This is a genomic window from Umezawaea sp. Da 62-37 (assembly GCF_032460545.1).
Taxonomy (GTDB): Bacteria; Actinomycetota; Actinomycetes; order Mycobacteriales; family Pseudonocardiaceae; genus Umezawaea.
Genome location: NZ_CP135965.1, coordinates 8,960,006 through 8,982,546, shown reverse-complemented (window position 1 = coordinate 8,982,546; position 22,541 = coordinate 8,960,006). Strand labels below are relative to the sequence as shown.

The following is a 22,541-nucleotide window of genomic DNA, read 5'->3' as shown; positions in this document are numbered from 1 at the left end:
TCCTCGCTCTGGGCTGCGGGTTGAAGCAGACCCCGCGCGCACACCGAGGTCAAGGGGACACGTCGGGCTCCGCCTCGACGATCTCCGCGTCCAGGATGTCCACGATCGGGATCGTGTCGTCGCGCTCCGCCGTCACGGTCGGCTGGGGCACGTTGTCGACGATGCCGTACTTCTCCTGGAGGTGCCGTTTGCGGTAGGCGTGCTCGGCGTCGTCGACCACCCGCGAAAGGGTCTTCGCGTTCAGCCCCGCGCCGATCAGGACGCCGACCACGGGCACGGCCTGGCCGAGTTTGCGCTGGGTGAGGCGCATGCCGAGCTGCGCGTACACCTGCTCGACCACCTTGGTCACCACGTTCTGCCGCAGCTGGTCCCAGGTGTACTTGCGGGCCAGGCCCTGCACGAGCTTGTTCAGCTCCAGGTAGGCGGCCGCCTTGGTCATCTCCGACGACGTGCCGAGGTTCAGCACCCCGAGCGCGAACATCTGCTCCTCGGGCCGGGTCAGGTCGTAGCCGTAGTAGGCCGCCACGTGCGCGACCGCCCGCTGGCTCGCGACCAGGACCGCGGCGGCGTCGGCGGCCATCGCGCCGATCACCACGCCCGCGCCCGGCGCGCCGCCGCTCGCGACCCCGAGCAGCTCGCCGCCGGACACGGCGAGCCCGGCGGCGGCGCCCTGGAGCGTGGACGCGGTGATGTAGGCGATGTCGAGCCGCGGCTTGACCCTGTCCATCTCGCTGAGCGGCAGCTCGCGGATGTCGTCGAGGGTCTGGACGGCGTGGCCGCGCTTCTGGAACGCCTTCACCACCGCGCCCGACCGGACGCTGGCCCGCGCGGCACGCGACCCGAGGTCGGTGAAACCGCCGAGCGCCTTCATCAGCATCCCCTGGAACTGCTCGGAGCCGGGGATAGAGTCGATGCGGCGCTTGGCGACCTCGCCGGTGCGCTGCAGGCGGTTCCGCACGACGGCGGGCAGCAAGGAGCGCTCCGAGGGCTGTTCGCTCTCGATGAGCGCGTCCCACGCCTTGCCGTCGTACTCGGACATCCCGCTGCGGAACGACATCCCACCAACCTACCTACTCGTACGAGATCGCGTTCAGGACGTTCAGCCGTGCCGCCCTGATCGCCGGCAGGATCGCCGCGACCACGCCGACCACCGCCGCCACAGCCAGGTAGGTACCCATTCGCGCCCAGGGGAACCCGAGTTCGGTGATCCCCTGGTCCTCGAGCGCCTTCACGGTGGCCACGCCGAGCCCGCTGCCGACCAGCAGGCCGAGCAGCGCGCCGAACACGGAGATCACCACCGACTCGACCGTGATCATCCGCATGACCTGGCCCCGGCGCATGCCGATGGCGCGCAGGAGGCCGAGTTCACGGGTCCGCTCGATGACGGACAGGGCCAGCGTGTTGATCACGCCGAGCACCGCGATGAGGATCGCGAGCGCGAGCAGGATCTGCACCATGAGCAGGACGGTGTCGAGCTGCGCGGCCTGCTGTTCCACGAACGCGCTGCGGTCCTGCACGGACACTTCGGGGTTGTCCGCGAACAGCGCCTCGACCCGCTTCTTCACCTCGGGGACGGACGCCCCGGCGGCGACCTCGACGTAGGCCTCGGACACGTCGGGACGGGCGAAGTCGGCCGCCGCGTCGGGCGAGATCTGCAAGCCGTCCACCACGCCGTTCTTGGCGTAGACGACCGCGACCGCGTACGTCCGCGCCTCCCCCTTGGCCAGCTGCACGGTCACCGTGCTGCCCACCGTGAGGTTCCGCGCCCGCGCGGCGTCCTCGTCGACCGCGAGCGTGCGCCCGGTGACGGCGTCGAACGAGCCCTGCGTCGCCGTCAGGCCGAACAGCCGCCGCATGGCCGGGTAGTCGGTGGCCGCCAGCAGGTGCTCGCGCTTGCCGTCCACCAGGGCCGTGTCCGACCGGAAGCCGAACGCGGCCTCGACGCCGGAAGTCGACACCACCTCGTCGAGCACCTCGGGGGCGAACGCACCCGAGTCGTCGCCGATGATCAGGTCCGCCGACACCTGCGTCTCGGCGACCTTGGTGAGGCTGGCCTGCGCGGAGGTCAGGACGATGCTCACGCCGGTGATCAGCGCGATGCCGACCATGAGCGCGGCGGCGGTGACGGCCGTGCGGCGCGGGTTGCGGGCGGAGTTGCGGCGGCCGAGCGCGCCCGGCGTCGACCACGACAGCAGCCCGCCCACGACCGCGACGACCGGCTTGCTGAGCAGCGGCGTGAGCAGCGCGACGCCGAGGAACGCGACCAGGATGCCGGAGAACACCATCCACAGCACGCCGTTCGCGAGGCCGAGGCCCAGCGTCGTGCCTCCGACGGCGGACAGCACCGCGCCCGCGATGGTCGGCTTGGTCAGCGGCCGGTCCGGGGTCGCGGCCTCGCGCATCGCCGCGACGGGCGCGATCCGGGAGGCGCGGACGGCGGGGAACACCGACGCGGCCACCGTGACGAGGATGCCGACGGCGAACGAGGAGATCACCGCGGCGGCCGGGAGGCCGACGCCCGCGAGCTGGAGGTTGCCGCCGCCGAACGTGGCGAACAGGTTCGCCAGCAGCGCTCCCACGCCGACGCCCGCGCCGAGGCCGACGATCGAGGCGACCACGCCGATGACGAGCCCTTCGAGCACCACGGACGTCATCATCTGCCTGCGGCTCGCGCCCATGGCCCGCATCAGCGCGAGCTCCTTCGTGCGCTGCGCCACGATGATCGAGAAGGTGTTGAAGATGATGAACGTGCCCACGAACAGCGCGATCCCGGCGAAGCCGAGCAGGATGTAGTTGAAGAACTCCAGACCCTCGCCGATCGAGTCGGTCTGCGCCTTCGCCAGTTCGGTGCCGGTCTTCACCTGGACGTCGGCGCCGACCGCGGCCGCGATCCGGTCGCGCAGGACGTCCTGGGACACGCCGTCGGCCGCCTGGACCGTGATGGTGCTGTACGTGTCCGGCTCGCCCAGCAGCACGCGGTGCGCGGTGGCGGGCGCGAAGCCCATGGTCAGCTCGCCGCCGAGCGAGTCGCGGCCGCCCTGGTAGCCGTACACGCCGACGACCTCGTAGGTCTCCTTCGGCAGCGACGTGAGCACGGCGATGTCGTCGCCGACGGCGAACCCGCCGGACTTGGCCAGGAAGCCGCCGAGCGCGATCTCGTTCTCCGCCGCCGGGGCGCGCCCCTCGCGCAGCACCCGCTGGCCGGACAGGTCCTCGCCCCACGCCTCGCCGTACCTCGGCGCGCCGCTGGTGGTCAGCACCTTGCCGTCCTTGCCGATCGCACGGGCCGAGCCCACCACGTCGCCGGTCACGGCCTTCACGCCGGACACGCCCCGCACGGCGTCCAACGTGGACGCGGGCAGCGTCGCCGCCACGTCCGTCAAGTCGTCGTCGCCGTCGCTCCCGGTCTTCGACTTGGCGCCGACCTGCGCGTCGATCCCGGTGTAGACGCTCGAGAACAGCGAGTCGAACGACCGGTCGAGCGTGTCGGTCAGCACGAACGAGCCGGACACGAACATCACGCCGAGCACGACGGAGAGCCCGGACAGCAGCAGGCGCAGCTTGCGCGCCATCAGGCTCTTGAGGGTGGCCCTGAACATCACGCGACCCCGCTGTCGAGGTGCTTCATGGTGTCGAGGACGGCTTCCGCGGTCGGCTCGAACAACTCGCGCACGATCCGGCCGTCGGCGAGGAAGATGACCCGGTCCGCGTACGAGGCCGCGTTCGCGTCGTGCGTCACCATCACCACGGTCTGCCCGAACTCCTGCGCCGACCGCCGCAGGAAGCCCAGCACCTCCGCGCCGGACCGCGAGTCCAGGTTGCCGGTCGGCTCGTCGGCGAACACCACCTCGGGTCTGCTGACCAGCGCTCGGGCGCACGCCACCCGCTGCTGCTGACCACCGGAGAGCTGCGTGGGCCGGTGGCCCAACCGGTCGCGCAGGCCCACGGTGTCGACCACCGTGTCGAACCAAGCGCGGTCCACCTTGCGACCGCCGATCGCCAGCGGCAGCAGGATGTTCTCCTCAGCGGTCAACGTGGGCAGCAGGTTGAACTGCTGGAAGATGAACCCGACCTTCGTCCGCCGCAGGTCCGTCAAACCCCTGTCCCGCAACCCGGTCACCCGCGCGTCCCCGACGAACACCTCACCGGAGTCCACGTCGTCGAGCCCCGCCAGGCAGTGCATGAGCGTCGACTTGCCCGACCCGGACGGCCCCATGATCGCGGTGAACCGCCCCCGCTCGATCTCCACGCTGACCCCGTCGAGCGCGGTCACGGCCGCTTCCCCCGAGCCGTAGACCTTCGTCACGCCCACGGCTCTGGCCGCGGCGGACGTCGACGTCTGCATCGTCACCGTCACCGGATCCCCCATTTCCCCTGCTACTGGTGTTGGGGGAAATCCTGTCGATCGGGCGGTTGCGGCGCGTCGGGAACGTGCCCGATCTTCGGCCGGGGCCCACCCCGGCACGATCTAGGGGTTCAGCCTCGAAGGCGAAGCCTTCGAAACTCCGACACCACCGACAGCGAGACGGCGTCTTCCGACGAATCCACTTGCACAGCAAGGAATTCCGCCCGATCGGCATTCCCGCCGACCCTCCGACCGACCCTGACTACGCGTCCAAACGGCCTAGGGCGTCGAAGCCCCGTTCCATCAGCGTCGGCAGGTCCTCCGCGCCGTCGCCCTCGACCCACACCGTGAGCGCCGTGGACAGCGCGCCGAGCACCGCGGCGGCCAGGACGCGGAGGTCGAAGGTGATCTCGCCGCCGGTGCGGGTGGCGAGGGCTTCGGCGAACAGCTGCTGGGTGCTGTCGCCGTTGCGCCACTGGCGGCCGCGCAGCGCCGGGGTGGTGAGGACGAGCCGGGTGCGGACGAGCAGGGCGTCCTTGTCGGTGTCGTAGACCTCGCGCATCCCGGTGACGACGGCGTTGCGCAGCGCGGTGAGCGGGCCGAGTTCGGGCGGTTGGGCGCGGATGAACCCGATCAGCAGCGGGTCGTACTCGTCGTTCTCGACGACCGCTTCCTTGCTGGGGAAGTAGCGGAAGAACGTCATGTGCGACACCCCGGCCGCCGACGCGATCCGCTCCACGGTGGTGGCGTCGTAGCCGTCGGCCAGGAACAGGCGCAGCGCGTGCTCCTGGATGGCCTTCCTGGTCCGGGCTTTCCGCTGTTCCCGCAGTCCCGGTGCTGGCGTGCTCACCCGCCAAGGATGCCGGTCAGCCTCCCGTCCAGCACGCCGGGTGCCTCCTGGCCGCGCCACGCGAGGTGGCCGTCGGGGCGGATCAGCGTCGCGTCGCCGTCGGCGGGCAGCACCACCACGCGCTCCTCCCCCAGCCTTTTGCGCGCCACGGCGGCGGACTGCTCGCCGCCGAACAGCACCCAGCGGTGGCCGAGCAGCGCGTGCAGCCTGTCGGGGTGGCCGTCCAGGACCACGGGCCGGTCGGGGACGCGGTCACCGGGCCGGAGGCCGCGGCCGAAGCGGTGGCCGCCGAGCGGGCCGCGCCGGTAGCTGATCCTGAGCTGCGAGGACCGCTCCCAGATCGCCTTCTGCACGAAGCCCCGGTTCATCATCGGCACCGCCACGCGGTCGCGCAGCAGGGTGGCCCTCAGCCCTCCGCCGACCATGAGCTTCGTCATCCCGCTCGTGGACGACAGCACCCCCTCCGCCACCGGCCGCCGTTCGCCCTCGTAGGTGTCCAGCAACGAGGTCTCGGCGTGCCCGGACGCGACCAGCGCGAGCTTCCACGCCAGGTTCTCCGCGTCGCCGAGCCCGGTGTTCATGCCCTGCCCGCCGAACGGGCTGTGGATGTGCGCCGCGTCGCCCGCGAGCAGCACCCGGCCGACCCGGTAGGTGTCGGCGAGCCTGCGGTGGAACCGGAAGCTCGACGTCCAGTCCGTCGACTTCACCTCCGCTTCCGGCAACGAAGCCCGCTCGCGCAACGACTCCCCCATGATCGCGGCGATGTCCCCGTCGTCGGGAAAACCGGCGGGCGCGGGCGCCATCAGCCGCCACAGGTCGGTGCCCGGCAACGGGAACGCGGCCAGCATGTCCTCGCCGTCGAGCCACACGGCGACGGCGTCGCGCGGGTGCGGCAGGTCGACGTGCGCGTCGGCGAGCAGGAACCGCTCCACCAGCGGCACGCCGGGGAAGCCGATGCCCACGGCCTTGCGCACCGCGCTGTGCGCCCCGTCGCAGCCCACCAGCCAGTCCGTCCGCGCCTGCCCGCCGTCGGAGGTCGTCACCAGCACGCCGTGGTCGTCCTGGGTGACGCCGGTGAGCGCGGTGCCCCACTCGACCGCACCACCGAGATCGGTGAACCGCCGCCGCAACTCGCCCTCGACCTCGGCCTGCGAGATCAGCAGTCCCGGCCGCTTCACCAGCTTCGTCACCTGCCCGACCTTCAACTCCCCCAAGGGCTTCCCCCCGACCACGATGGCGATCCTGTCGACGCCGATCGACCGGTCCGGCAGGTCGCCCAGCGCCCCGAGCCGGTCGAGCACCTCCACGCCGCGCGGTTGGAGGCCGAGCGCGCGGGAGGTGACGGCGGGGCCTTGCGCCGCGTCGACCAGCCGCACCGGGACGCCTGCTCCGAGCAGGCCGCACGCCAGCGCCAGTCCGGTCGGACCGGCGCCCACCACTGTTGTCGTCATACATCGAAGTGTTACTCAGTATCAATTGATAGTCAATAACAGTTCTGAACGGGACAGCCCCGGCCGACGGGATTACGGTCGTGGCATGAGCACCGAGACGAGCACCGCACTCCTGACCGACGCCCTGGACCGCGTCCGCGACGTGACCCACCAGGCCGCGGACGGCCTCACCCCCGAGCAGCTGGCCCACCGCGTCGGCGGGACGGCGAACTCCATCGCCTGGCTGGTGTGGCACCTGACCCGCATCCAGGACGACCACCTCGCCGAGGCGGCGGGCGTCGAGCAGGTGTGGACGGCGCAGGGCTGGGCCAGGAAGTTCGGCCTCCCGTTCGACGACTCCGACACCGGCTACGGCCACGGCTCCGACGACGTCGACGCGGTCGGCGGGCGCACGGCCGACCAGCTGCTCGGCTACCACGACGCCGTGCACCGGGCGTCCACCGAGTACGTGCGCACGTTGGCGGACAAGGACTTCGGCCGCGTCGTGGACGAGCGCTGGGACCCGCCGGTGACGCTGGCCGTCCGGCTGGTCAGCGTCGTCTCCGACGACCTCCAGCACGCGGGGCAGGCGGCGTTCGTGCGGGGCCTGCTGGGGTGACGCCCGCGGCGCCCGCCGTCACCGCCGTTCCAGCCAGTCCGCCCAGCGGTCGAGGGCCTCCCCCGGCGCGAGGCGGCCGACGCCGACGCGGAACCGGTCGGTCGGCGTGGCCGTCAGCTCGGAGCCGAAGATGCTCGCGGGCAACAACAGCACGCCGACCTGCTCGACCAGGTCCGCGCACATCGCCTCGACGCCGTCGGCACCCAGGTAGCGCGGGTAGGCGACGCACCCGCCCCGCGGCGGCGCCCACTCGAACAGGTCGGGGAAGCGGGCGAAGAACGAGTCGAACAGCGGCAGGTTGTCGGCGACGATCCCCCGGTTGCGCCCCAGCACGCGGTCGCGGGCGCGCAGCGCGATCAGCGCCAGCACCTCGCTCGGCGCGGAGTTGCAGATGGACGTGTAGTGCTTGGCGTGGTCGAGGCGGGCGAGCAGAGTCCTGTCGCGGCAGGCGATCCAGCCGATCCGCAGCCCCGGCAGGCCGTACGCCTTCGACATGACGTTGAGCGACAGCGCCGTGGGCGACAGGTCCGCGGCCTGCGACAGGGCGGGCCCGCGGTCGAGGCCGCGGTAGACCTCGTCGCTGAACAGCAGGATCCCGCGCTCCTCGCACAGCCGCACGAGCCGGGTCCACGTGTCGACCTCCGGCACGGCACCGGTGGGGTTGTTGGGGAAGTTGACCGACACCATCCGCGTGTTCGGCCGCAGTTCCGCCTCGACCGCGTCCACGTCGAGCGCCCAGCCGTCGTCGGCGCGCAGCGCGACCCCGCTCACCTCGCACACCGACAGCGGGATCGTCTCCGCGGCCTGGTAGTTCGGCGTGATCACGACGACGTGGTCGCCCGCGTCGAGCAGCGCCGTCATCGCCAGGTACAGCGCCTCCTCGGCGCCCGCGAAGCACAGCACGTCCTCGGCCTCGACGGTGTCGTAGGTGTCGGCGACGGCCTCCCGCAGCGCGCGCAGGCCGTAGGTCTCGCTGTAGCCCAGGGTCAGCGACTCCCAGCGCTCGCGCCCGTCGTCGTCGGCCAGGGCGAGGAGTTCGGTCAGCGACAGCGTCTGGGCGTCCGAGGCGGTCAGGTGGTACCGGGCGGCGAACTCCCAGCGCGCGAAGTAGGACTCCAGCCGGAACTCAGGGAGCATCGGGATCCTCACGCAGGTCGGCGAGCAGTTGGTAGAGGGCGGATCGGGAGATCCGCAGCGCCCGCGCCACGACCGGAGCGGACCGGCGCTGGCCGAGGACACCCGCGGTGTCGAGTCGCCCGAGGACGGTCAGGCGCTGGTCCCTGGCCAACCGGTCGACCGGGGTGCCGACCTCGCGGACGAAGGAGCCGACGACGTCGTTGAGGGTCTCGGTCCAGTCCCGTTCGAACAGGGCCCCCGGCCGCCCCGCCTCCGGGGCGGCGAACGCGGCGAGCAGCCGGGCGGCCTCGTCGAACGCGGTGCGGTCGACGTTGACGCAGAGCACGAGGTCGGCGTCGCCGTCCGCGCCGCGCACGACCGCGCTGACGCTGGAGAGCCGCCGTCCGTCCGACAGCGACTTGGGGTACGGGCCGTGGACGTCCTGACCGGTCGAGCGGAGTTCGCCGAGCAGGGACGGGTCGCCGACCGACCGACCCGACACCGGGTTCCAGATCGCGGCGATCCGGTCGGTGGCCGGGTCGTGCAGGATCACCTCCGCGTGCGGCGAGAGCAGGCGGGCGATCGCCTCGCACACCGGGGCCAGTCGGGTCGCGGCGTCCATGGTTCTGGACGTTACATCCTGGATGGACAAAACGTCCAGACTCGAACACCCGTTCGACCTGGGTTACGCTGCCGGGCATGTCGGTACCCGTGCAGGCGTCGCTGTTCGACGACTCGGAGGAGATCGGCCTCCGCGGACTCACCTCCGTCCGGCGCACCGCGCTGGACCGCGGCGCGTGGGTCGACGTGCGGCCGGGCTGGCTCAGCGGGGCGTCGGAGCTGTTCGCCGAACTGGCCGACGGGGTGCCGTGGGTGGCCGAGCGCAGGCAGATGTACGACCGGGTCGTCGACGTGCCGCGCCTGCTGTGCTTCTACGACGAGCGCGCGCCGCTGCCGCACCCCGTGCTGGAGGTCGCGCGGACCGCGTTGAGCGAGCACTACGCGGCGGAGCTCGGCGAGCCGTTCCGCACCGCGGGCCTGTGCTACTACCGCGACGGGCGCGACAGCGTGGCGTGGCACGGCGACACGATCGGTCGAGGCGCCACCGAGGACACGATGGTCGCGATCGTCTCCGTCGGCGCCCCGCGCGCCCTGCTGCTGCGGCCGCGCGGCGGTGGCGAGACCGTGCGGCACGCGCTCGGACACGGCGACCTGATCGTCATGGGCGGCTCGTGCCAGCGGACGTGGGAGCACGCGATCCCGAAGACGGCGAAGCCCGTCGGACCGCGCGTCAGCGTCCAGTTCCGGCCTCGCGGCGTCCGCTGACGCACCTCTCGCGTTCTTTCGGTTCAGCCGGTGAAAATCCAACAGGAGTCATTTTCCCGGCCATGAAGGACATCCTTCGCTGATGCCAAGTAAATTCCGTGGGAATTTTTACTCCATACAGCCTGATGCCCTGACGCGCACCTTTGCGCTACCGTTCGGTTCCTGCGCCGCCATCAGGTCGAGAGGTATCGGAAAGGTATCCCCATGCTCACTACGATGGCAGCTGCCGTCATGGCTTTGTCCACGGTCATAGCGCCTGCCACGACCGCCGATTCCCCGCCGGGCGAGCGCATTACCGTCACCGTCGTCACGGTCAACGGATCCGGCTGCCCAGCGGGCACCGCGGCGGTGGCGCCGTCCGCCGACAACACCGCTTTCACGGTGACCTACAGCGACTTCCTCGCCCAGATCGGTGTCGGTGCGGAGCCCACGGAGTTCCGGAAGAACTGCCAGCTCAGCCTGCGCGTGAACTACCCGCAGGGCTTCACCTACGGCGTCGCCCAGGCCGACTACCGGGGGTTCGGCCACCTCGCGGCGGGCGCCAAGGGACTGGAGAAGGCGAACTACTACTTCGCGGGCAACTCGCCGACGACGCAGGTGAGCCACAACTTCAGCGGGCCGCTGAACGACTACTGGCAGGCCACCGACAAGACGGACGTCGCCTCGATCGTCTACGCGCCGTGCGGCGAGCAGAAGATCCTGAACCTGAACACTGAATTGCGCGTCAGTGCCGGCACCTCGGACATCACGAAAACGACGAGCTTCATGGCCATGGACTCGACCGACGGCAGCGTTCGAACGACAGTCCACTTCGCGTGGAAACAGTGCCCCTGATATTCCCCTGGGCCGTCTAGAACGTTTTCATCGCCCTTAGAAACGTTTTCATTCGCCGCGCCGCCATTTCACGGATGACCGCATTCAGAAAGGTGCACCCATGCTCAGTGCGATCACGGCCGCCCTCATGGCCCTGTCCACGATCACGTTCCCACCCGGCGGCGCACCGGGCATCGTTCCCCCTCCGGACCACATCACCATCGAGGTCGTCACCGTTCTCGGGTCGGGCTGCCCGACGGGCACGGCCGCGGTGGCCGTCTCGCCGGACAACAAGGCGTTCACGGTGACCTACAGCGACTTCCTCGCCCAGGTCGGCATCGGCGCGCTGCCCACCGACTTCCGGAAGAACTGCCAGCTCAACCTGAGGGTCAACGTGCCGCAGGGTTTCACCTACGGCATCGCCCAGGCCGACTACCGCGGGTTCGCGCACCTGGAGGCGGGCGCCAGCGGCACCGAGCGGGCCAACTACTACTTCCAGGGCATGTCGCCCACGTCGTACAAGTCCCACTCCTACAACGGGCCGATGAGCGACGACTGGCAGGCCACCGACAGCACCGAGGTGGCCGCGATCGTCTACTCGCCGTGCGGCGAGCTGCGCAACTTCAACATCAACACCGAGTTGCGCGTCGCCGCGGGGACGTCGGACCCGAAGAAGACGACCAGCTTCATGGCGATGGACTCGACCGACGGCAGCATCGAGACCACGTACCACTTCGCCTGGAAGCAGTGCACCTGATGGTCAACGCCTGAGGCCGGGGTCCGCGGTGTCCTCCACCGCGGGCCCCGGCTCGTCGGCGCGCTCGTGCCGGGGCAGCAGGAACGGGGTGGCCAGCATGAGCAGTCCGGCGATCCCGACCGCCGTGCGCGGCCCGGTGAGACCGGCCAGCAGCCCCCACAGGGCGGTCATGACGGCGATGGTCGCCTTGCTCGTGATCGACCACGCCGACAGGGTGCGCACGAGCCGGTCGGCGGGCACCTGCTCCAGCCGGTAGGTGGCGAACACCGGGGTGAACACGCCCATGCACGTGATCAGCCCCAGTTCGACCACCACCACCAGCACCAGCCCGGACGTGCCGGAGTGGACGAACGCCAGCCCCACGAGCCAGCACGCCCGCAGCGCTCCGACGACGCGCACCACCCGGTGCCGCCCGAACCGCCCGACCAGCCCCGGCGACAGCCGGGCACCGATCAGCCCGCCGACGCAGGGCGCCGCGAACGCGAGCCCGTACTGCCAGGGCGCGAACCCGAGGGGCCCGAGCATGAGCACGGCCAGCAGCGGCGCGGTCGCCATGATCAGGCCGCTGACCAGGACCGTGTTGAAGAACAGCGGCCGCAGCACCGGGTGCCCCAGCACGTACCGCCACCCCTCGACCAGGTCCCGCCCCCGCGGCGGCGCACCGCTCCGCACGGGGCGCGGCTCGTCACCACCGATCGCCCGCAGCCCCGCCGCCGACAGCAGGTAGCTCACCGCGTCGGCCACCACGGTCGTCACCGGCCCGAACAGCCCGATCGCGGCCCCGCCCAACGGCGGCCCGAGCATCGTGGTCGTCCAGGCCGTCGACTCGAACCGGCCGTTCGCCACGAGCAGGTCCTCCCGCGCCACCAGCGCCCGCAGGTACGCCCCGCTCGCCGCCTGGAACGCGATGTCCGCCGCGCCCACGACGATCGACACCACCAGCAGCTGCGCGAACCCCAGCAGGCCGAACGCGAAGGCGACCGGCACGCTCGCCAGCGCGACGAACCGCACCAGGTCCATCGCCACCATCACGGGCCGCTTGCGCCGGAACTCGATCCAGGCGCCCAGCGGCACCGCGATCACCGCCCCCACCGCCAGCCCGGCGGCCGCCAGCACCGACACCTCCGCGGGTCCCGCGTGCAGGACCAGCACCGCGATCAGCGGGAACGCGTCGAACGCCAGCCGCGTCCCGAACGCGCTCGTCGCGTACGCCGCCCACAGCCACCCGAACCGCCGCCCCAACGACCGCCGACCCACCACTCCGGACTCCTCCCCCAGTCCCGTGGATCCAAGCGAGCGGCGCACCGGCGGGTCAAACAACCACCGGTTGTGGGCCGGGCCCTAGAGTCGGCCGTCGTGGACCTCGACGCCGTGCGCACCTTCGTGGCCGCCGCGGAGGCGGGCCGGTTCCAGGACGCCGCCGCCGAGCTGTCGGTCACCCAGCAGGCCGTCTCCAAGCGGATCGCCGCACTGGAGAACGACCTCGGCGTGCGGCTGTTCACCCGCACCGCGCGCGGCTCGCTGCTCACCCCGGACGGGCGGGCGTTCCTGAGCCACGCGCGTGACCTCCTGCGGGCCGAGGAACGGGCGGCCGCCTCGGTGCGCCCCGGCCGCCGCGCGCTGTGCGTGGACGTGATCGGACGGCGGCTCGCGCCCGCGGACCTGCTGCGCGACTTCCACCGCGCGCACCCGGACGTGGGACTCGACGTCGTGACGCTCCCCGACGCGGACACCGCCGTCGACGCCATCCGGTCCGGCGCGGTCGACGTGTCCTTCCGCGCCGTCGCCGCGGCGGCGCTGCCCGACGGCGTGCGCGCCGAGCGGGTGCGCCACGAGCCCGTCCAGCTCCTCACCGGACCGGCCCACGAACTCGCCGACGCGGGCGCGATCCCGATCGCCGCGCTCGAAGGGCACCCGATCTGGATGCCCGGCATCGGCGCCCCGACCGAGTGGGGCGCGTTCTACCGCGACCTGGCCGCCGCGTTCGGCCTCACCGTGGACGCGACCGGCCCCGACTTCGGCACCGAGCCCCTGCTCGACGTGCTCGCCGCCTCGTCGACGGTGGCGAGCTTCATCGGCGAGCAGTCCCGACTCCTCTGGCCCGCCGACTACGACCTGCGGCGCGTCACCCTGCACGACCCGGTCCCGGTGTACCCGCACTCGCTGGTGTGGCGCGAAGACAACCCGCACCCGGCGCTGACCGCGCTCCGCGCCCACCTCGGCACCGCACCACCGGCCACCGGCACGTGGACACCCAAGTGGACGGAGGATCCCCGCCTCAGGCCTGCGGGCCCACGTTCGCGGTGAGCGACACGGAGTTGTAGGCGGGACTGGAACCGCCTTCCTTCACGACCTCCCCGTCCACGGTGATCCGCGCCCCGAGTTCCGAAGCGCCACCGTCCGCGACCACCGAAACGCTCTGGGTCCCCGCCTCGACCGGCAACTCCACGGTCGTGCTCCACGGCAGCGGCACATCGGTCGCCACCCCAGTCCCGCCCGCACCGTCCGTCGAGTACGTCACGGTGCCGGACCCCGACCCGGTCACCTCGTACACCACGATGTGCACCACCGGCGGCCGCGCCGCGGGCGCCGACGGCGCGGTCTCCAACCCCGGCCGCGCGGCCTCGGTGGACACGCTGGTCGTGGGCGCGGGCGCCGAGGCCGTCGAACCACCGGACCCGCGGCTCACCACGAACCCGACCACCAGCAGCACCACGACCAGTCCGACGATCCACAGCCACTTCTTGCCGCTCGCGGACACCGAGCCAGCCGGGACTTGCGCCATCGATGCACTCCTGGAACGGACACGAGGGGGACCCCTCAAGCGTCGCGTTCCACCCCCGCACCGTTACACCCGTGCCTGGCGGGTCCGGCGACCCGTACCGCCGTCAGCACGACGTGGAGTACACCGAACAGGTCGACGGCTTCGACTCCGACGCCGCCCCGATGATCAGGATCAGCCCGAGCGTCGTCACCACGATCGGGATGATCACCGCCGTCCAGAGCAGGATCCTCCGGATCGAGTGCAGCACGATCACCACCTCGGTCGTGGCCTGGATGTGCGTGGCCTCGGCCGTGTCCCGTTCGCGGATCCGGTTCAGCGAGGCGTCGGCGAAGAGCTGCTGCCAGGAAGGGCCGCTTCCCGGACCTGTGTCCGATTGCACCACGGGTGCGAAAGCCGGCTCATCGGTGTTGGCGGTCGAATCGGGCATCGACGTCCTCCTCTGTTGTCGCACAGAGGGTCGACGCGCTGTGCCTGCGCGTTACGCCTACAGCCCGATCGGGTGGCCACTCCGGATGATCCACCCAGTCCACTCCGGACGGTTGAAACCCCGCACCGGCGGCACGGCGTTGTGCCACCGGTGCGGGCTCGCCAGAACGTCTAGGTGCGCCGTCGCCAGAACAGCGCGCCACCCACCACGACCACGCCCAGGACCACGATCCCCGCCGGGATCAGCACGCCCTTGGCGGAGGCCAGCGAAGCCAGCCGGTCGACCTGCGGTGGCGCGGCGACGGCCGTGGAGCCGGGCTGCGGCGATCCGGGTTGCGGTGCGGCGCCTGCCTGCGAGGCGCCTGCCACCAGGGTCACGTCGGAGCACGAGTAGTAGGTGTCCGGGGTGTCGGAGTTCTGCCAGATCGTGTAGATCAGGTACCGCCCCTCCTTGCCCGCGGGAAGGGTCCCGGCGAGCGAGTAGGCGTCCTTCACCAGCGGCGGGTCCGTCACCGTCATGAACGGCTGCTCTTCGAGATCCGCCCAGCGCAGCGCGTTCTCCGGCTTGTACCCGTCCTTGGTCAGGTAGAGCCGGAACGTCCCCTTGTGCGGGATGGTCGCGCGGTAGGTGAACTTCACGGCCCCGGAGTCGAGCTTCGACGTGGGCCAGTCCGCCCTCGCCAGGTCCAGCCCGGCGTACTCGCGGAGCCCGGCGCTGCACAGCTTGCCGTCCGGGACGACCTCGCGGTCGCGGCCCTTGACGTTGGCGACCCGGATGTTGTCCCACTCCGCGGAGGCCTTGGGGCCGCTGGCGGACAGCGCCGCCTTGCACGCGGCGGGAGGCGGCTGCGCGCCGTCGGCCCCGCACGCGGCCGACCGGCTGACCGGTGCCACCACCGCGCCGTGCGCGGACGCGGTCCCGACGGCGAGAGCCGTGTACAGGACCGCGACCGCGGACGCCCACCACCATGCACGAGTCCGCACTCGCCCACCTCCACGTGGGGATACGGATGGCGCTCGGCGAACGTTCAGGTGAACTTCCTACTTGCCCGCGGGCAGCCAGGCCTTGACCTTGTCCGCGTTGTCCTCGACCCACTTCTTGGCCGCCGCGTCCGCGGACATCTTGTCCTCGGCGATGTACTTCGCGACGAGGTTCTGGTCCTCGTTGGTCCACTTGAAGTTCTTGACCAACTGGAACGCGGGCCCGGCGCCGTCGGCGAACTTCTTGCTGACGATCTTGTCCAGGTCGTAGTCCGGGTAGTCGCAGGCGATCTTCTCCGCGTCCGCGTCGCAGCCCTTGGTGTACGCGGGGAGCTTGACCTTGACCAGCTTCACCTGCGACAGCAGCCACTGCGGGGAGTAGAAGTAGCCGATGACCGGGGTCTTCTTCTCCTCGGCCTGCTTGAACGCCTGGATGAGCGCGGTCTCGCTGCCGCCGTAGACGACCTTGTAGTCCAGGTTCAGGTTCTTGACCAGCGCCTCGTCGTTGGTGACGAACGAGGGGTCGCCGTCGAGCAGCTGGCCCTTGTCGCCGGACTCGGAGGTCTTGAACAGGTCGGCGTACTTGTTGAGGCTGTTCCAGTCGGTGATGTCCGGGTACTTCTCGGCCATCCACGGCGGGACGTACCAGCCGATCTGCCCGGTGACGCCGGTGGATCCGGCCGACACGGCGGTCTTCTGGTCGTCGACGTACTTGGCGCGCAGGTCGTCGTGGCCCCAGTTCTCGACCACCGCGTCGACCTCGCCGGTGCCGAAGCCCTGCCAGGCGACCTCTTCCTTGAGGTCCTTCTTGGTGACCTTGCAGCCCAGGTCCTTCTCCGCCACGTAGGCGAGCACGGCCGCGTTGGCCTCGTAGCCCACCCACGGGTTGATCGCGATGTTGAAGGTCCCGCAGTCGCCGGTGGCCCCGGACTGGGCACTGCCGGTGTCACCGACCTTCGCGCCGCCGCACCCGGCCAGGGTCAGCGCGACGGCGAGCGCCACGCCCGCGCCGCGGATGCCGGTCTTGCCGCTCAGTGCCACGTGATCGAACCTCCTCGTTCCGCCACCTCGGGGGTGGCGCTTCCACTGGTTCAGGCCCGGCCGGACCTGGCGGCGGCGGCGCGGGTGAGGCGGTCGAGCAGCACCCCGAGCACGACGATGGCCAGACCTGCCGCGAGCCCCTTGCCGTAGAGCTGCCCCTGCGAGAACCCGGCCACCACGTCGTAGCCGAGAGCGCCCGCGCCGACGAGACCGCCGACGACGACCATCGACAGCACGTAGATCAGCCCCTGGTTGGTCGCGAGGACCAGTGCCTGCCGCGCCATGGGCAGCTGCACCTTGGTGATGGTCTGCCAGGTGCTCGACCCGGACGCCGTGGCGGCCTCGACCGTGGTGGGCGAGACCCCGCGGACACCGTCGGCGACGATCTTCACGGCCACCGGCGCGGCGAACACGACCGCGGCGACGATGGCGGTGAACCGGCTCGCCGCGAACAGCGCGAGGAACGGGACGAGGTAGACGAACGCGGGCATGGTCTGGGCCGCGTCGAGCACGGGCCTGATCACCCGGTCCGCGCCGGGGCTGCGGCCCATCCAGACGCCGACCACGACGCCGAGCACCATGACGACCGCGGTCGCGACGAGCGTGGACGCCAGGGTCGCCATGCTGTCCTGCCACAGCCCGGTGGCGACCAGCAGGCCGAGGCACACCGCGGAGCCGATGGCGGCCCGGATCCCGCCCAGCACCACCGAGATCGCGACGACGGCGGCGGCGACGAGCCACCACGGCGAGCCGGTCAGCAGCGACTGCAACGGGTCCACGAGGAGGAGCGTCACGAAGTCCTTGACGCCGTTGGTGATGCCGGACAGGTTGCTCTGCACCCAGTCCGTCGCGGAGGCGACGCCCTTGGCGATCGAACTGCCGATCTCGACGTCGGATGGGAACTCCGCCGCCCACACGTAGGTGTAGGACAGCCAGATCGCGACGAGGGTGAGCACTCCCCCGCCGACCAGCCCGCCCTGCCTGGCCCGCGCCGCCCACGGCCGCCGGTCGAGCCGCGCGCGTTCGACCCGGTTGCCCGCCGCGGTGGTCACGCGGTCGAGCACGATCGCCAGCACGACGATCGCCAGGCCCGCGTTGAACGCGGTGCCGACGTCGAGGGTCTGCAACGCCTTGATGACCGTCTTGCCGAGGCCGGGGGCGTCGATCAGCGCGGCGATGGTGACCATGGACAGCGCGGCCATCATGGTCTGGTTGACGCCGACGACGATCGTGCGCTTCGCGGTGGGCAGCAGCACCTTCCGCAGCGTCTGGCCCCTGGTCGCGCCGAGCGAGGCGCTGGCCTCGACGGTGTCGCCGGGGACGTTGCGGATGCCGTGGGCGGTGAGCCGGATCGCGGGCGGTGCGGCGTAGACCAGCGTCGCGATGGTCGCCGACGCCGGGCCGATGAGGAAGAACAGCGTCAGCGGCGCGAGGTAGACGAACGTCGGCATGGTCTGCATGAAGTCGAGCACCGGCGTGACGATCCGGTTGACCCGGTCCGACAGCCCGGCCCAGATGCCGATCGGAATGCCGAACAGCAGCGCGATGACCACCGCCGCCAACGTCAGCGCGAGGGTGTCCATGCTCTCCTGCCACAGCCCTTGCAGGCCGAGGAAGGTGAAGCCCGCGGCCGCGAGCAGCGCGACCCGGACCCCGCCCGCGGCGTAGGAGACGAACGCGGCCAGCGCGACGACGCCCAGCCAGCCGATCAGCGGCAGCGGCCTGCCGAACGCGGGCTGCGCGATCAGCGACTGGAGGAAGGTGACGAACTCGTCGATGACGAGTCGGATCTCGTTGAAGAAGTACAGGAACAGCGGGTTGGTGTTGCGGCTCGCGCCGATGGAGTCGTTGAGGTCGTTGACGGCCTGGTGCAGCGGTGTCAGCTGGGCCGGACCGAGCGCGAGCGTGTGCAGACCCCTGAGCAGGGCCCACAACACCAGCCACAGGGCCAGGACCAGCGCGATGACAGCGCCCCGGCCAGGACGTCGGAAGTCCACACGGGACAGTGCGACCGCCGCCATCAGGCGCCCGCCTCCTGCCCGGCCACGACCGCCAGGATCTCCTCGTCGCCGACGATGCCGAGCAGCTCGCCGTCCTTCACGACCTTGACCGGCGCCGCGGCGGCGAGCACGGCGCGGGTGGCGTCGCGGACCACGACGTCCGGGCCCAGCTCGGGGCCGTCGAGCACGTCGTCGGGGCGCGGATCGCGCATGATCCACTTCAGGGTCAGCACGTTCGCGCGCGGCACGTCGCGGACGAAGTCGCGCACGTAGTCGTCGACCGGCGCGCCGACCAGCTCGTCGCCGGTGCCGACCTGGACGACCTTGCCGTCGCGCATGATCAGGATGCGGTCGCCGAGCTTGAGCGCCTCGGCCAGGTCGTGCGTGATGAACAGCATCGTCTTGCCGACCTCGCGGTGCAGCCGGATGACCTCGTTCTGCATGTCCCGGCGGATCAGCGGGTCGAGCGCGGAGAACGGCTCGTCGAACAGCAGCACGTCCGGATCGCCCGCGAGGGCGCGCGCCAGGCCGACGCGCTGCTGCATACCGCCGGAGAGCTGGTCGGGGTAGGACTTCTCGTACCCGCTCAGGCCGACCAGTTCGACGACCTCCATCGCGCGGCGGGCGCGTTCGGCCTTCGGGACGCCGCGGATCTCCAGGCCGTAGGAGATGTTGTCCAGGACCCTGCGGTGCGGGAGCAGGCCGAAGTGCTGGAACACCATGGAGAACTTGTTGCGGCGCAGTTCGCGCAGCCGCTTCGGATCCGCCGCGAGGATGTCCTCGCCCTCGAACAGCACCTGGCCCGAGGTCGGTTCCACGAGCCGGGTCAGGCAGCGGACCAGGGTGGACTTGCCCGATCCGGACAGCCCCATCACCACGAACACCTCGCCCGGCGCGACGTCGAACCCGACCTCGCGGACGGCGGCCGTGCAGCCGGTCCGCTCCATCAGCTCCCGCCGCGACAGCGCGCACAGCTCCGGCGACCCCGGCACCGCTTCGGCCTTGGGGCCGAAGACCTTCCACACATCCCGCACGGAGATCACCGGGTCCGGCTGCTCGACACCGACCGGTCCGACCTCGACATCTTGGGCCGCCACGTACGTCTCTCCAAACCGTGCGTGTTGCGGATCGCGCACATTGTTCCTGGATGCGCGACAGCATCGACCCTGGTCGAACCCCCGTCAAGGTCAAGTAGGCCCGGTCGCGCGACTGTAACGCCACGACCATCCGGCCGACACGACCCGGACCGGCGGCTTCACCCGCTGCCGATCCACAGTGGACGGCCGGTGACCAAGATCGATCCTCTTGAACGTCCGCCTATCCGGTCGTCCCACCTCTGCCCTCGCGAACCGCGAAACGTGCTCTTCGGGACACCGCCGTCAGCCGGAAGGCCTCCGGGCGACCGGAGGCGACCTGATCATCCTTTTAGGACTGTTCACACGTTTCGCCACCGCGGGTGGCTTGTCTCGGGCACCGCGAACCACCCTTGACCCTCCCGCCACCAGCACGGTAAACATTTTGAACCGACAACCTGGAGGCTTCGTGTTCGAATCCGCCGCAGCCGTGGCCGAGGTGGCGCGGGAGTTCGCCCGCGACACCGAGGCGGCCCGCGCCCTCGCTCCCCCGGTGCTCGCCGCCGCCAAGGACGCCGGGCTGCTGCGCTCCGGGCTGCCCGTGGAACTGGGCGGGACCCTGGCGACACCGGAGGCGATCCTGCGCTCGGCCGAGACCGTGGCGCGGGGTGACGCGTCGGCGGGGTGGTGCGTGTCGATCGCGGCCACGAGCAGCCTGCTGGCCGCCTACCTGCCGCCGGAGGGCGCGCAGGAGGTGTTCGGACCGCCCGACGTGGTGGCCGCCGGGGTGTGGGCGCCACGGGGCAAGGCGCGGGCCGTCGACGGCGGCGGCATCGTGGTGTTCGGGCGGTGGGCGTTCTGCAGCGGCATCCCGCACGCGGACTGGCTGTTCGCCGGGTGCGTGCTCGACGGCGTCGGGCCGCGGGTCGCGGCGATCCCCAAGGCCGAGTTGGAGGTCCTGGACACCTGGCGCACCGGCGGGCTGCGCGGCACCGGCAGCCACGACTGCGTGGCGCGCGAGGTGTTCGTGCCCGAGCACCGGGTGCTGTCGGTGCTCGACGGGCCGCGGGACGACTCCCCGCTCTACCGGTTCCCGGTCTTCGGGTTCTTCGCGCTGTCCATCGCCGTCGCGGCGCTCGGCAACGCCCGCGGCGCCGTCGACGACCTGACCGCCCTGGCGGTGGACAAGCGGTCCACGGGATCGAGCAGGACGCTGGCCGAGCGCGCCCAGACGCAGGCCGAAGTGGCGCGGGCCGAGGCCTCGTTGCGCGCGGCCAGGCTGCTGGTGTTCGACGCGGTCGACCGGGCCTGGCAGGAGGCGCAGGGCACCGACCCGGTGTCGGAGTCGGCCCGGACCGGCCTGCGGCTCGCCGCGACGCACGCGACCCGCACGTCCGCCGAGGTGGTCACCTCGATGTACGACCTCGGCGCGGGCGCGGCGATCTACGAGGATTCCCCGTTGCAGCGCCGGTTCCGCGACGCGCACACCGCCACCGCGCACTTCCAGGTCAACCCGGCGAGCTACGAGCTGGCCGGACGGCTGCTCCTCGGCCTGCCGACCCGCACGGAGCAGCTGTGAGCGTCGGCGTCGTGCTGGCTCGACCGGCCCGACGGCGAGGCCGTGGAGATCGCGGTCGAGGCCGACCGGCTCGGGTTCGGCACGCTGTGGATCGGCGAGATGGCCACGTTCGACGCGTTCGCGCCGGCGACCGCGATCGGCTTGCACACCAACGACATCGGCCTGCGGATCGGCCCCTTGGCCGCCGGGGTGCGTAGCCCGGTGGCCGTGGCGCTCGGGGGGTCGTCGGTCGCGGCGCTGACCGGGCGGCGGGTGGACGTCGCGCTGGGCGCGTCGAGCCCGGCGATCGTGACCGGGTGGCACGACCGGCCGTGGCGCGGCGCCGCGCCGCGGATGCGCGAGTCCGTGCGGGCGCTGCGCGGCCTGCTGGCCGGGGGGCGGATCTCGGTGGACGGCGACCACGTCCGGGCGCGGGGGTTCCGCCTTCGGCACCCGCTGCCGGAGGCGACGGTGTCGGTGGCCGCGTTCGGTCCGGCGATGACCCGCGTCGCGGCCGAGGAGGCGGACGAGGTGGTGCTGAACCTCGTGGCACCAGAGCAGGTGGCCCGTGTCCGTGCGGTCGTCGATGCGCACGCGGCAGCCGCCGGCTGGCCCGCGCCCCGGCTCGCGGTGTGGGTGACGGCGGCGCTGGATACCGGCCCGGACGCGGTGCGGCAGGTGTCCGAGCAGCTGGCCCTGTACCTGCGTGCTCCCGGCTACGCGGAGATGTTCTCGGCGTTGGGCCACGAAAGCCTGGTGGCGCAGGCGAAAGCGGGCGCACCGCGGCGCGCGCTGACCGAGGCCGTGCCGCGGGAGCTGCTGGAAGCGGTGTGCGCCATGGGTTCCGCCGCGGCCGTGCGCGACCGGATCGCCGACTACCACCGGGCGGGCGCGGACCACGTCGGCGTCGCGCCGTCGACCGCCGACGACCCGGCCGGGCGTCGGGTCCTGGCCGCGGTGGGGTGAGCGTGCACGACCTGCCGCCGCGGTTCGAGGCCGACTCGGTCGGCCGGGCGCTCGCACTGGTCGGCGAGCGCTGGACGTTGCTGATCCTGCGCGAGGCGTTCTTCGGGGTGCGCCGGTTCGGGGAGCTGACCCGCAACCTGGGCATCCCCAGGCCGACGCTGTCCGCGCGGCTGCGCACCCTCGTGGACGCGGGTCTGCTGGACCGCGTGCCCTACGCCGCCGAGCCGGACCGGCACGAGTACCGGCTGACGCGGGCGGGCCGGGACCTGTTCCCGGCGATCGTGGCGCTGATGAAGTGGGGGGACACGCACCTCGCCGGGCCGGGCGGGCCGCCGGTCGTGCTGCGGCACCATGCGTGCGGCTCGATCACCGACCCCGTGCTGGTCTGCGCGCACTGCGGCGGAGGGGTGACGACCGAGTCCGTCGCACCGGAACCCGGCCCTGGTCGGCCGTAG

Annotated in this window: 21 protein-coding genes and 1 pseudogene; 8 read left to right on the top strand and 14 right to left on the bottom strand. The window is 71.6% G+C overall.

All coding sequences use genetic code 11. The features are described 5' to 3' along the window. Positions 1–49: 49 nt before the first annotated feature. The 5 genes from RM788_RS40895 to RM788_RS40875 form a co-directional block, all read right to left on the bottom strand. Entirely contained in the window at positions 50–1,057 is a 1,008-nt protein-coding gene (locus tag RM788_RS40895) for an EcsC family protein (protein WP_315925358.1), read from the bottom strand. Positions 1,058–1,070: 13 nt separating this feature from the next. After that, the gene (locus RM788_RS40890; RefSeq protein ID WP_315925356.1) at positions 1,071–3,599 is read right to left on the bottom strand and encodes an FtsX-like permease family protein; all 2,529 of its coding nucleotides are present in this window, start codon (positions 3,597–3,599) and stop codon (positions 1,071–1,073) included. Continuing rightward, entirely contained in the window at positions 3,599–4,369 is a 771-nt protein-coding gene (locus RM788_RS40885) for an ABC transporter ATP-binding protein (RefSeq protein ID WP_399341630.1), read from the bottom strand. Before RM788_RS40885 ends, RM788_RS40890 begins: the two co-directional genes overlap by 1 nt. A gap of 238 nt (positions 4,370–4,607) precedes the next feature. Further along, a complete protein-coding gene (locus tag RM788_RS40880; RefSeq protein ID WP_315925353.1) occupies positions 4,608–5,195 on the bottom strand; it encodes an acyl-CoA-like ligand-binding transcription factor in 588 nt (195 codons plus the stop codon). Continuing rightward, positions 5,192–6,646, bottom strand: coding sequence for an FAD-dependent monooxygenase (locus tag RM788_RS40875; RefSeq protein WP_315925351.1), 1,455 nt, complete (start codon positions 6,644–6,646; stop codon positions 5,192–5,194). The genes RM788_RS40880 and RM788_RS40875 overlap by 4 nt, the downstream gene beginning before the upstream one ends. Positions 6,647–6,731: 85 nt before the next feature. Between RM788_RS40875 and RM788_RS40870 the strand changes: the two genes are divergently transcribed. After that, positions 6,732–7,244 (top strand): mycothiol transferase, encoded by a 513-nt coding sequence (locus RM788_RS40870; protein WP_315925350.1) that lies wholly within the window; start codon positions 6,732–6,734, stop codon positions 7,242–7,244. Between the two features lie 18 nt (positions 7,245–7,262). Here RM788_RS40870 and RM788_RS40865 read toward each other — a convergent pair whose 3' ends face one another. Both RM788_RS40865 and RM788_RS40860 read right to left on the bottom strand, forming a co-directional pair. Next, positions 7,263–8,381 carry an aminotransferase class I/II-fold pyridoxal phosphate-dependent enzyme gene (locus RM788_RS40865; protein ID WP_315925349.1) on the bottom strand — a complete coding sequence of 373 codons (1,119 nt, stop codon included), beginning with the start codon at positions 8,379–8,381 and terminating at the stop codon, positions 7,263–7,265. Further along, positions 8,371–8,982, bottom strand: coding sequence for a helix-turn-helix transcriptional regulator (locus RM788_RS40860; protein WP_315925348.1), 612 nt, complete (start codon positions 8,980–8,982; stop codon positions 8,371–8,373). Before RM788_RS40860 ends, RM788_RS40865 begins: the two co-directional genes overlap by 11 nt. Before the next feature lie 77 nt (positions 8,983–9,059). Between RM788_RS40860 and RM788_RS40855 the strand changes: the two genes are divergently transcribed. The 3 genes from RM788_RS40855 (at position 9,060) to RM788_RS40845 (ending at position 11,256) form a co-directional block, all read left to right on the top strand. Further along, positions 9,060–9,686 carry an alpha-ketoglutarate-dependent dioxygenase AlkB gene (locus tag RM788_RS40855; RefSeq protein WP_315925347.1) on the top strand — a complete coding sequence of 209 codons (627 nt, stop codon included), beginning with the start codon at positions 9,060–9,062 and terminating at the stop codon, positions 9,684–9,686. Between the two features lie 204 nt (positions 9,687–9,890). Further along, positions 9,891–10,520, top strand: coding sequence for a DUF4360 domain-containing protein (locus RM788_RS40850; protein ID WP_315925346.1), 630 nt, complete (start codon positions 9,891–9,893; stop codon positions 10,518–10,520). Between the two features lie 100 nt (positions 10,521–10,620). Then, positions 10,621–11,256: a DUF4360 domain-containing protein gene (locus tag RM788_RS40845; RefSeq protein ID WP_315925345.1), complete on the top strand. Its 636-nt coding sequence runs from the start codon at positions 10,621–10,623 to the stop codon at positions 11,254–11,256. Positions 11,257–11,259: 3 nt separating this feature from the next. Here RM788_RS40845 and RM788_RS40840 read toward each other — a convergent pair whose 3' ends face one another. Beyond that, a complete protein-coding gene (locus RM788_RS40840) occupies positions 11,260–12,513 on the bottom strand; it encodes an MFS transporter (protein ID WP_399345251.1) in 1,254 nt (417 codons plus the stop codon). 99 nt (positions 12,514–12,612) lie between these two features. Here RM788_RS40840 and RM788_RS40835 point away from each other — a divergent pair, with 99 nt between their 5' ends. Then, positions 12,613–13,563, top strand: a complete 951-nt coding sequence (locus RM788_RS40835) for a LysR family transcriptional regulator (RefSeq protein ID WP_315925343.1) — start codon at positions 12,613–12,615, stop codon at positions 13,561–13,563. Here the strand turns inward: RM788_RS40835 and RM788_RS40830 are convergent. The 6 genes from RM788_RS40830 to RM788_RS40805 all read right to left on the bottom strand — a co-directional run bounded on the left by RM788_RS40830 (position 13,535) and on the right by RM788_RS40805 (position 19,586). Next, on the bottom strand, positions 13,535–14,041 hold the full coding sequence (locus tag RM788_RS40830; RefSeq protein WP_315925342.1) for an MmpS family transport accessory protein: 507 nt from the start codon (positions 14,039–14,041) through the stop codon (positions 13,535–13,537). The two genes, RM788_RS40835 and RM788_RS40830, sit on opposite strands and share 29 nt — an antisense overlap. A 103-nt stretch (positions 14,042–14,144) precedes the next feature. After that, positions 14,145–14,468 (bottom strand): hypothetical protein, encoded by a 324-nt coding sequence (locus RM788_RS40825; RefSeq protein ID WP_315925341.1) that lies wholly within the window; start codon positions 14,466–14,468, stop codon positions 14,145–14,147. Positions 14,469–14,638: 170 nt separating this feature from the next. Then, entirely contained in the window at positions 14,639–15,451 is an 813-nt protein-coding gene (locus RM788_RS40820) for a lytic polysaccharide monooxygenase auxiliary activity family 9 protein (RefSeq protein WP_315925339.1), read from the bottom strand. Between the two features lie 57 nt (positions 15,452–15,508). Further along, entirely contained in the window at positions 15,509–16,489 is a 981-nt protein-coding gene (locus tag RM788_RS40815; RefSeq protein WP_315925337.1) for an ABC transporter substrate-binding protein, read from the bottom strand. A gap of 50 nt (positions 16,490–16,539) precedes the next feature. After that, the gene (locus RM788_RS40810; protein WP_315925335.1) at positions 16,540–18,510 is read right to left on the bottom strand and encodes an ABC transporter permease subunit; all 1,971 of its coding nucleotides are present in this window, start codon (positions 18,508–18,510) and stop codon (positions 16,540–16,542) included. Beyond that, positions 18,510–19,586, bottom strand: a complete 1,077-nt coding sequence (locus RM788_RS40805; protein WP_315925332.1) for a quaternary amine ABC transporter ATP-binding protein — start codon at positions 19,584–19,586, stop codon at positions 18,510–18,512. The genes RM788_RS40810 and RM788_RS40805 overlap by 1 nt, the downstream gene beginning before the upstream one ends. Before the next feature lie 445 nt (positions 19,587–20,031). Between RM788_RS40805 and RM788_RS40800 the strand changes: the two genes are divergently transcribed. From RM788_RS40800 to RM788_RS40790, 3 genes and pseudogenes are all read left to right on the top strand, one after another. Beyond that, positions 20,032–21,141 carry an acyl-CoA dehydrogenase family protein gene (locus RM788_RS40800; RefSeq protein WP_315925330.1) on the top strand — a complete coding sequence of 370 codons (1,110 nt, stop codon included), beginning with the start codon at positions 20,032–20,034 and terminating at the stop codon, positions 21,139–21,141. A 24-nt stretch (positions 21,142–21,165) separates the two neighbouring features. Continuing rightward, positions 21,166–22,086 (top strand): annotated as a pseudogene (locus tag RM788_RS40795) (LLM class F420-dependent oxidoreductase); the annotation flags it as partial. Beyond that, a complete protein-coding gene (locus RM788_RS40790) occupies positions 22,083–22,541 on the top strand; it encodes a winged helix-turn-helix transcriptional regulator (protein WP_315925328.1) in 459 nt (152 codons plus the stop codon). The pseudogene RM788_RS40795 and the gene RM788_RS40790, both read left to right, overlap by 4 nt.

Coding starts and splice junctions, on each gene's coding strand:
- RM788_RS40895 (WP_315925358.1), bottom strand. CDS start 1,057: ATGTCGTTCCGCAGCGGGATGTCCGAGTACGACGGCAAGGCGTGGGAC.
- RM788_RS40875 (WP_315925351.1), bottom strand. CDS start 6,646: ATGACGACAACAGTGGTGGGCGCCGGTCCGACCGGACTGGCGCTGGCG.
- RM788_RS40810 (WP_315925335.1), bottom strand. CDS start 18,510: ATGGCGGCGGTCGCACTGTCCCGTGTGGACTTCCGACGTCCTGGCCGG.
- RM788_RS40885 (WP_399341630.1), bottom strand. CDS start 4,369: ATGGGGGATCCGGTGACGGTGACGATGCAGACGTCGACGTCCGCCGCG.
- RM788_RS40830 (WP_315925342.1), bottom strand. CDS start 14,041: ATGGCGCAAGTCCCGGCTGGCTCGGTGTCCGCGAGCGGCAAGAAGTGG.
- RM788_RS40855 (WP_315925347.1), top strand. CDS start 9,060: ATGTCGGTACCCGTGCAGGCGTCGCTGTTCGACGACTCGGAGGAGATC.
- RM788_RS40865 (WP_315925349.1), bottom strand. CDS start 8,381: ATGCTCCCTGAGTTCCGGCTGGAGTCCTACTTCGCGCGCTGGGAGTTC.
- RM788_RS40860 (WP_315925348.1), bottom strand. CDS start 8,982: ATGGACGCCGCGACCCGACTGGCCCCGGTGTGCGAGGCGATCGCCCGC.
- RM788_RS40825 (WP_315925341.1), bottom strand. CDS start 14,468: ATGCCCGATTCGACCGCCAACACCGATGAGCCGGCTTTCGCACCCGTG.
- RM788_RS40850 (WP_315925346.1), top strand. CDS start 9,891: ATGCTCACTACGATGGCAGCTGCCGTCATGGCTTTGTCCACGGTCATA.
- RM788_RS40890 (WP_315925356.1), bottom strand. CDS start 3,599: ATGTTCAGGGCCACCCTCAAGAGCCTGATGGCGCGCAAGCTGCGCCTG.
- RM788_RS40870 (WP_315925350.1), top strand. CDS start 6,732: ATGAGCACCGAGACGAGCACCGCACTCCTGACCGACGCCCTGGACCGC.
- RM788_RS40845 (WP_315925345.1), top strand. CDS start 10,621: ATGCTCAGTGCGATCACGGCCGCCCTCATGGCCCTGTCCACGATCACG.